Origin of the sequence: Paenibacillus sp. E194 (assembly GCF_000935845.1) — a bacterium.
GTDB lineage: Bacteria > Bacillota > Bacilli > Paenibacillales > Paenibacillaceae > Paenibacillus_B > Paenibacillus_B alvei_B.
On the sequence record NZ_JMDX01000244.1, the window covers coordinates 1 to 8,305 of the forward strand.

The 8,305-nt window shown below is 47.0% G+C and carries 9 protein-coding genes, 1 tRNA gene and 1 rRNA gene; all 11 read left to right on the top strand.

What is annotated here, in order from left to right; genetic code table 11:
• Window positions 1–33: 33 nt before the first annotated feature.
• Window positions 34–150, top strand: a 5S ribosomal RNA gene (gene rrf / locus AZ66_RS23875).
• 332 nt (window positions 151–482) lie between these two features.
• Window positions 483–1,946, top strand: coding sequence for an IMP dehydrogenase (guaB, locus tag AZ66_RS23880; protein WP_044357142.1), 1,464 nt, complete (start codon window positions 483–485; stop codon window positions 1,944–1,946).
• A 142-nt stretch (window positions 1,947–2,088) separates the two neighbouring features.
• Complete coding sequence (locus tag AZ66_RS23885) at window positions 2,089–3,462, top strand: D-alanyl-D-alanine carboxypeptidase family protein (RefSeq protein WP_044357149.1); 1,374 nt, start codon at window positions 2,089–2,091, stop codon at window positions 3,460–3,462.
• A gap of 136 nt (window positions 3,463–3,598) precedes the next feature.
• Complete coding sequence (gene pdxS / locus AZ66_RS23890) at window positions 3,599–4,480, top strand: pyridoxal 5'-phosphate synthase lyase subunit PdxS (protein WP_044357144.1); 882 nt, start codon at window positions 3,599–3,601, stop codon at window positions 4,478–4,480.
• A 117-nt stretch (window positions 4,481–4,597) separates the two neighbouring features.
• Window positions 4,598–5,191, top strand: coding sequence for a pyridoxal 5'-phosphate synthase glutaminase subunit PdxT (gene pdxT / locus AZ66_RS23895; RefSeq protein WP_044357146.1), 594 nt, complete (start codon window positions 4,598–4,600; stop codon window positions 5,189–5,191).
• Between the two features lie 158 nt (window positions 5,192–5,349).
• Window positions 5,350–6,630: a serine--tRNA ligase gene (serS, locus tag AZ66_RS23900; protein ID WP_021259793.1), complete on the top strand. Its 1,281-nt coding sequence runs from the start codon at window positions 5,350–5,352 to the stop codon at window positions 6,628–6,630.
• A gap of 78 nt (window positions 6,631–6,708) precedes the next feature.
• Window positions 6,709–6,797, top strand: a tRNA-Ser gene (locus tag AZ66_RS23905).
• Window positions 6,798–6,903: 106 nt separating this feature from the next.
• On the top strand, window positions 6,904–7,260 hold the full coding sequence (locus tag AZ66_RS23910) for a hypothetical protein (RefSeq protein WP_021259792.1): 357 nt from the start codon (window positions 6,904–6,906) through the stop codon (window positions 7,258–7,260).
• A gap of 11 nt (window positions 7,261–7,271) precedes the next feature.
• On the top strand, window positions 7,272–7,442 hold the full coding sequence (locus tag AZ66_RS32090; RefSeq protein ID WP_162833944.1) for a hypothetical protein: 171 nt from the start codon (window positions 7,272–7,274) through the stop codon (window positions 7,440–7,442).
• A gap of 21 nt (window positions 7,443–7,463) precedes the next feature.
• Complete coding sequence (locus AZ66_RS23915; RefSeq protein ID WP_044357147.1) at window positions 7,464–7,616, top strand: small acid-soluble spore protein P; 153 nt, start codon at window positions 7,464–7,466, stop codon at window positions 7,614–7,616.
• Window positions 7,617–7,817: 201 nt separating this feature from the next.
• Window positions 7,818–8,305, top strand: a 488-nt coding sequence (locus AZ66_RS23920; protein WP_231587016.1) for a YitT family protein, incomplete at its 3' end; no start/stop codon positions are given.

Consider the following 8,305-nt stretch of genomic DNA (forward strand, 5'->3'; position numbering starts at 1 on the left):
TCTTGAACTTCATATTGGCTTTAGCCAATGCTGTTTGGTGGCGATGGCGGAGGGGTTCCACGCGTACCCATCCCGAACACGACCGTTAAGCCCTCCAGCGCCGATGGTACTTGGACCGCAGGGTCCCGGGAGAGTAGGACGTCGCCAAGCAATTAAAGACCACTGTTGAGACATCTCGACGGTGGTTTTTTTATATTTCTTGCTGATTAGGTGATGAATGGAGAATAACAAACAATCTCATACTATCCATAATAGTAATATTAATGTTCGCCTGGAGTGGACATTTATTTGTTTGTACATGAATAGGAAGCAAATAAATTACGAATTACCAAAACAAGACGCTTATCCTTGACAGCCTCATACCGCTTTGCTAAGATTGCAATAATATATTTTTAGAGACGACGTTAATCAGAGGACAAGCCCTGTATCACAAGGGGTTCGGACAATGAATGCGCCAATACAATCAAGGGAGGAACTTTCTGGTGTGGGAATCTAAGTTTGTGAAGGAAGGCTTAACTTTTGACGATGTGCTGTTAGTACCTCGTAAATCGAGTGTACTGCCACGGGAAACAGACGTATCGACAATTTTGAGCGATAAGGTGAAATTGAACATTCCATTGATGAGTGCTGGTATGGACACAGTTACCGAAGCTCCATTGGCAATTGCAATTGCTCGCGAAGGCGGTATCGGTGTTATTCATAAAAATATGTCGGCTGAGCAACAAGCCGAAGAAGTGGATCGCGTAAAGCGTTCAGAGAGTGGGGTTATTACTAATCCATTCTCGCTTTCTCCAGATCATACTGTTGAAGATGCGGATCGTGTAATGGCAAAGTATCGCATTTCTGGTGTCCCGATTGTGGATGCAGAAAATAAGCTTATAGGTATATTGACGAACCGGGATCTTCGTTTTGTTCATGACTACAGCATTCAGATTAAAGAAGTCATGACACATGAGAACTTGGTAACAGCTCCTGTAGGCACTACGCTTCAAGAAGCAGAAGTGATTTTACAGCAGCACAAGATCGAGAAGCTTCCATTGGTTGATGAAACCAACACGTTGAAGGGACTTATCACGATTAAGGATATTGAGAAGGCAATCCAATATCCAAAAGCTGCGAAGGATGCCCAAGGACGTCTCCTGTGTGGCGCAGCAATCGGTATTTCCCAAGATTCCTTCGAACGTGCTGAACTGCTTGTACAAGCTGGCGTCGACTTAATCGTTGTTGACTCCGCTCATGGCCATCATATCAATATTATTGAAGCGGTTCGCAAGCTGCGCGGCTTGTACCCAGAGTTGACAATCGTAGCTGGGAACGTAGCTACGGGTGAAGCAACTCGTGATTTGATTGAGGCAGGTGCTTCTGTAGTCAAAGTAGGTATTGGACCAGGTTCGATCTGTACGACTCGCGTTATTGCTGGTATCGGCGTACCGCAAATTACAGCTGTATACGACTGTGCGAACGTAGCTCGTGAGTACGGTATCCCTGTTATTGCAGATGGCGGTATTAAATACTCTGGTGATATTACAAAAGCAATCGCTGCAGGTGCAAGTGCGGTTATGCTCGGAAGCTTGTTCGCAGGTACAGAAGAGAGCCCAGGAGAATCGGAAATCTATCAAGGCCGCAGCTTCAAGGTATACCGCGGTATGGGCTCGCTGGGCGCAATGAAGCAGGGCAGTAAGGATCGTTACTTCCAAGACAGCAGCAATGAGAAGAAGCTGGTTCCAGAAGGCATTGAAGGCCGTGTTGCATACAAGGGGCCTTTGGCTGATACGATCCATCAATTGCTTGGCGGATTGAGAGCAGGTATGGGATACTGTGGTACGAACACTCTGAAAGAGCTTCAAAATGATACTCATTTTGTGAAGATATCTGGCGCAGGATTGCGTGAAAGTCATCCGCATGATGTACAAATTACGAAGGAAGCTCCTAACTATTCCATGTAATTGTGTTGCATTTACGGAAAATGTCGACAATGAAAGACAGGGTATTACAACCCTGTCTTTTTTTGCGTGTCTGGCTATGTTAGAATAGCTATGGGACTCAACAGGAGAGGAGTTGTACGTAGTGTCTAAGCAACATACAACAATGAAACATAACAAATGGAAACGAGCGGTCGCTTTGGTTACCGCATGTCAAATATTAAGCTTCGCCTTATTGCCATCAGCAGGAATGGTGGCCGCTGAGGCAGCTGCTCAAACTCAAACGCAAACGAAGCAAGTAGCGGCAACGAAGGGGAGCAACAATCAAGTTATTACGGATAAGTCAAAACTTGATTTGAAGCTTCGCTCCGCGGTTCTTATGGAAGCCTCAACGGGTAGAATATTAGTTGATATTGACTCGGAGATCTCTTATCCTCCAGCTAGCATGACGAAGATGATGACAGAGTACATCGTCATGGAGAAGGTGAAGAAAGGCGAATTGAGCTTCGATGACGAGGTTGTGGCGAAGAAGAACGCGTCCGTAACAGAAGGCTCCCGCATCTTCTTGGCAGAAGGGGACACACATAAGGTTCGCGATTTGTATATTGCAATGGCAATCGGATCTGCCAACGATGCCACGGTAGCTCTAGCGGAGCATATTGCTGGCTCTGAGGCTGAGTTTGTAAAAATCATGAACGAGACAGCAAAGCGTCTTGGCATGACGAAGACACACTATATCAACTCCACTGGATTGGATTGGGAAGGCATGCCGAGAGACTTCCGTCCAGCTGAAAAGGCAGAGACGATGATGTCCGCAATGGATGTGGCCAAGCTGGTGCGTGCAATTGTTAATGATCACCCTGAATTCAGTGAGTATACGAAGATTCAATCCTATAAGTTTAGAGAACGTGATAAAACGCCAATCTCCAACTTGAACTGGATGCTTGAGGCCAATAAAGATGTCGTAAACTTCAAGCGTTATGCTTATCAAGGCTTGGATGGAATGAAAACAGGATTTACTGACATTGCTCAATATTGCTTCGCAGGTACGGCAGTACGCGATAATATGCGACTGATCTCGGTTGTAATGGGCGCGAAAGATAAAGGAGCACGGTTCGAAGAAACAGCGAAGCTGCTTAATCACGGTTTCGAGCATTTTGAAATAAAGAATGAGATCGCACCGAAGAAGACTGTAGCAGGTGTGGAGACAGCTCCAATCAAAAAAGGTGTAGATACGGAAGTGCCAATCGTTGCTGAAACAGGCGTGTCATTCGTCATTTCAAAAGGAGCGACCACAGAAGGAAAAATTACACAAGAAGTGAATCTGAAGCCGGCAAATGAGCTTGTTGCGCCTATTAAGAAGGGACAGCAAGTGGGTACAGTGACGTTCACTTACAAGGACAATGGTGCCGAGCAGAAGAAGACAGTGAACATGATTGCAACAGAAGAAGTGGAGAAGGGCAGCTGGTGGCGTCTATTTTTCCGTGCAATCGGGGAATTTTTCGCAGATTTGTTCAAGTCTATTAAGAATTTGTTCTAGTTTCGCAGTATTGGTCATAGGAATTGGCTTTCGTCTGTGACAAAATCAATTGTCTATTCGAATGACGATCATGTAAAATAGAGGGATGAAACTGTAGCAATCGAAAATGACTGACTAGTGGCGGGGGGCAATCAGAATGGAAACAGGTACAGCTCGAGTAAAACGTGGTATGGCAGAAATGCAAAAGGGTGGCGTCATTATGGACGTCATGAATGCAGAGCAAGCGAAAATTGCTGAAGCAGCAGGCGCAACAGCAGTTATGGCGCTTGAACGTGTCCCATCTGATATTCGTGCAGCTGGTGGCGTAGCTCGTATGGCAGATCCAACAATCGTAGAAGAGGTTATGAATGTTGTATCGATTCCAGTTATGGCGAAGGCACGCATTGGTCATTACGTAGAAGCCAAAGTATTGGAATCCCTTGGCGTAGATTACATCGATGAATCGGAAGTGCTGACTCCAGCAGACGAAGTATTCCATATTGACAAAAATACATTTACCATCCCATTCGTATGCGGCGCTAAAGACTTGGGTGAAGCACTTCGACGTATTAGCGAAGGAGCAGCAATGCTTCGTACGAAGGGTGAACCGGGAACAGGCAACATTGTTGAGGCTGTTCGCCACATGCGCTTGATCACTAGCCAAGTTCGCAAAGTGCAGAGCTTGTCGAAGGACGAGCTGTATGCAGAAGCGAAAAACTTGGGTGTAGCGTATGACTTGCTGTTACATGTTCATGAGACAGGTAAATTGCCAGTCGTGAACTTCGCTGCAGGCGGCGTTGCAACACCAGCAGATGCAGCATTGATGATGCATCTGGGCGCTGACGGCGTATTCGTTGGCTCTGGTATCTTCAAATCCGACAGTCCTGAGAAGTTCGCTCGTGCGATTGTGGAAGCGACAACTCATTATGAAGATTATGCTCTGATTGCGAACGTATCCAAGAACCTGGGTACACCGATGAAGGGGATTGAGATCTCCAAGCTTGCGCCATCTGAGCGTATGCAGGATCGCGGCTGGTAATTATAGAAGCAGGGTAGATGAGGAAGCACCATGACGGTGCTTCCTAGTCGGCGTTAAGCGCTCTATATCCTTTCTATAGGTGTATTAGTAGCTCAGGGGAAAGAAGGGACTTCACGGATGAACATCGGAGTATTGGCGCTGCAAGGCGCGGTAGCAGAACATATGCGCAGCTTGGAAGCGGCAGGAGCCCATGCGGTAGCCGTGAAGCGGTCAGAACAGCTTGATGAGCTTCAAGGGCTTGTCATTCCCGGTGGAGAGAGTACAACCATTGGCAAGCTGATGCGGAAGTACGGCTTTATCGAGGCGATTCAGGCATTTGCAGCAGCTGGCAAGCCGATCTTCGGCACATGTGCGGGACTGATTTGCTTGGCGGAACGAGTGGAAGGCCAACAAGGCTCAGAGGAGCCGCATTTGCAGCTGATGGATATGACGGTAATGCGCAACGCATTTGGACGGCAGCGTGAAAGTTTCGAGGCGGATTTAGATGTGAAAGGGATCGAGCAGCCAGTACGTGCGGTTTTCATTCGGGCACCACTTATCCAATCAGTCGGTGAGTGTGTTGATGTACTCTGCGAGGTAAACGGCGAGATTGTAACAGCAAGACAAGGCTCGCTTCTAGCTTGCTCGTTCCATCCGGAGCTGACATCAGATATTAGCCTGCACAGCTATTTCGTTGAGATGGTTAAACAGGCTGCAAATGTAGCAGGATAAAGAATAACAAACACTTTGACTCTCCTGATGTTAGGAGAGTTAAGGTGTTTTTCTCGGATATACGTTATAATAGTGAAATAGTATGATACGGATCGAATCAAACAGCTCCGCGTATATCGTGAGGGGTGTTCATCCGTTTCTGGCAGGAGGGTCAATCGGTGCTAGATATCAAATTGTTAAGAAGTGATTATGGACGTGTAGTAACAGCGCTTCAAAATCGAGGCAAATCGGAAGAAATGATCGCGGACTTCCCGGAGCTTGACGCACGTCGCCGCGAAATGCTGCAAGAGACCGAGCAGTTGAAAAATCAACGTAATGTCGTGTCTCAAGATGTAGCGAAGAAGAAAAAGGCAGGCGAGTCAGCCGACGAACTTATTGCGCAAATGCGTGAAGTAGGCGATCGGATTAAGGAGCTCGATGAAGAGATTCGTGGTATTGAAGTACAAATGGAGCAGATTACATTGTCCATTCCAAATGTACCTCATGAAAGTACACCAGTAGGCAAATCAGAGGATGATAACGTAGAAGTTCGCCGTTGGAGCGAGCCTACCGCATTCTCCTTCGAAACAAAGGCGCATTGGGATATCGCGCAGGATCTCGGCATCTTGGACTTCGAATCAGCTGCAAAGGTAACAGGCTCTCGCTTCGTATTCTACAAGGGGGCAGGAGCCCGCTTGGAGCGTGCCCTAATCAGCTTTATGCTGGACGTACATACGATGCAGCATGGATATGAAGAAGTGCTTCCTCCGCTTATCGTGAACCGTGACAGCTTGATCGGTACAGGTCAGTTGCCGAAGTTCGAGGAAGATCTATTCAAGCTGGAAGGTACGGAGTATTACCTCATCCCGACGGCAGAAGTTCCAGTAACGAACCTTCACCGCGATGAGATTCTGACAGACGAACAAGTTCCTCGTTATTATACAGCTTACAGCTCTTGCTTCCGTTCTGAAGCAGGCGCATCTGGCCGTGATACTCGCGGACTTATCCGTCAGCATCAATTCAATAAGGTCGAGCTGGTGAAGATGGTTAAGCCAGAGGATTCTTATGCTGAATTGGAATCACTGACGAACCAAGCAGAGAAGATTCTGCAACTGCTTGGCTTGCCGTATCGTGTGATGGCATTGTGCACAGGAGATATTGGATTCAGCTCTGCGAAGACGTATGACTTGGAAGTATGGCTGCCAAGCAGCGGAACGTATCGTGAGATTTCATCCTGCTCGAACTTCGAGGACTTCCAGGCGCGTCGTGCGAACATTCGCTTCCGTCGCGATACGAAATCCAAGCCTGAGTTCGTGCATACGCTGAATGGCTCCGGCCTTGCGATTGGACGTACTGTCGCTGCAATTATGGAGAACTACCAACAAGAAGACGGTTCCATTGTGATTCCGGAAGCATTGCGTCCTTATATGGGCGGATTGGAATCCATTCGCCACAAATAATTGAAAGGTCATAGTTGCATTGTCGTAATGCCTATGATATAATAAAGACTGTCCGACTCGACTCGGGCAGTCGAATATGGAGAGGTACCGAAGTGGTCATAACGGGGCGGTCTTGAAAACCGTTAGGGTGCAAGCTCACGTGGGTTCGAATCCCACCCTCTCCGCCATAACTTTTACATGTTGAACCCACATCCTTGGTGATGTGGGTTTTTTGCTGTATAAAATGCCTCTGCTGGCCGCAAACTGTAATTGAATAGTGGAGGTGTAGCTCTTATGAATCAGGAAGAACAACCGCAAGTCGATCAATCGAGGCTTGTGGATGCATGGCAGCAAACGCTGCCAGCAAAGCTTGAGCCTGGCGATAAAGCCACAGTACTGCCTGACGGCGCCAATCCACAGGCACTCGTTATTCATATCGATACAGCCGGCCGCCAAATGTACTCATTCGATTTCCATTGCGCTTATGTGGATTCGCGCGAGGTAGAGCTCAATCTGATCGATGTCGAGAAGAGTGGGGTTCATATCGATGAGCGGACTGAGGTTGTACAGGAGCTTGTACAGAATTATGTGCGTCATATTCATGAATGCGCGCAAGTGCTACATGATGTAACCCATCACGGCTTACAGTAGGAGGGATGAAGGTGACGAAAGCAAAGGATGGTCTGGACAAAAATCTGAGCAATGTCGTTAAGGACTTGGAGCAGGCACCCGTCAATAGTCATCATGCCCAGCAGTTACAGCAGGATCACAATGATCGACGCCATCAGGATGCACTGAATCATGATAAGCCGACGGACTTAGAACACTTATAATGACGGAGGAGTGTGCGTGCAATGAGCAAGCCAAGAGCAATCCCTGTACCTAACAAGGAGCAATCCAGCCGGCATCAAGCAGGCAATGAACGGAATGCGATGCAAGAGCCATTGTCAGGGTCTAAGAAGACGAAGATGGCGAATCATGTCAGCCACAACAATCCTGAGGGATAAGATAACAGGGAATAAGCAACACGGATTTTCCTTGCAAGAGTGAGGAGAGTCTGTGTTTTTTTATGCAAATAAATAGGTGAAACCGACGCTCGAATTAGTGTTCTTGTTATTAATATTTTCCAATAGGGTCCAACAAGGAAGTAAATTCCGATATAATAATGAGTGTAGTACATTTAAGGCTTATATAGAGAGGTGAACGCGGTGGAGCATCTGACAACGAACACCAGTGCAGACAGCAACAGTTCCAAGGGGAGTCATGCATCGGCTTCGCAGGATATGAACCAGTTTGAGGGAATTGCCCAGTTGGGAGCACTCGATTCTGCAGCTATTTCCAGTGTGCAGCAGTATCAGCACACGAAGATCAGCCTAATCAAGCTTCTCAAGCGAATTATCTTTATTGTCATTGGGTCAGTCTTAATGGGTGTCGGACTTGAGCTATTTCTTGTTCCGAATCAAATTACAGACGGTGGAGTAACCGGCATTTCGATTATTTTGTCTTATGTAACCTCAGTGCCACTCGGTGTATTTCTATTTCTACTTAACTTGCCCTTCCTGATTATCGGCTACAAACAAATTGGCAAAACCTTTGCCCTATCCACATTACTCGGCGTCCTAGTGATGTCGCTCAGCACGACGCTGCTACACGATGTAAGTGCATTTACAGAAAATACGTTCCTGGCTGCCGTATT

What these genes read in the sequence shown, in the direction of transcription:
- AZ66_RS23885 (WP_044357149.1), top strand. Translation starts at nt 2,089, where the DNA reads ATGAAACATAACAAATGGAAACGAGCGGTCGCTTTGGTTACCGCATGT.
- pdxS (WP_044357144.1), top strand. Translation starts at nt 3,599, where the DNA reads ATGGAAACAGGTACAGCTCGAGTAAAACGTGGTATGGCAGAAATGCAA.
- pdxT (WP_044357146.1), top strand. Translation starts at nt 4,598, where the DNA reads ATGAACATCGGAGTATTGGCGCTGCAAGGCGCGGTAGCAGAACATATG.
- AZ66_RS23910 (WP_021259792.1), top strand. Translation starts at nt 6,904, where the DNA reads ATGAATCAGGAAGAACAACCGCAAGTCGATCAATCGAGGCTTGTGGAT.
- AZ66_RS23915 (WP_044357147.1), top strand. Translation starts at nt 7,464, where the DNA reads ATGAGCAAGCCAAGAGCAATCCCTGTACCTAACAAGGAGCAATCCAGC.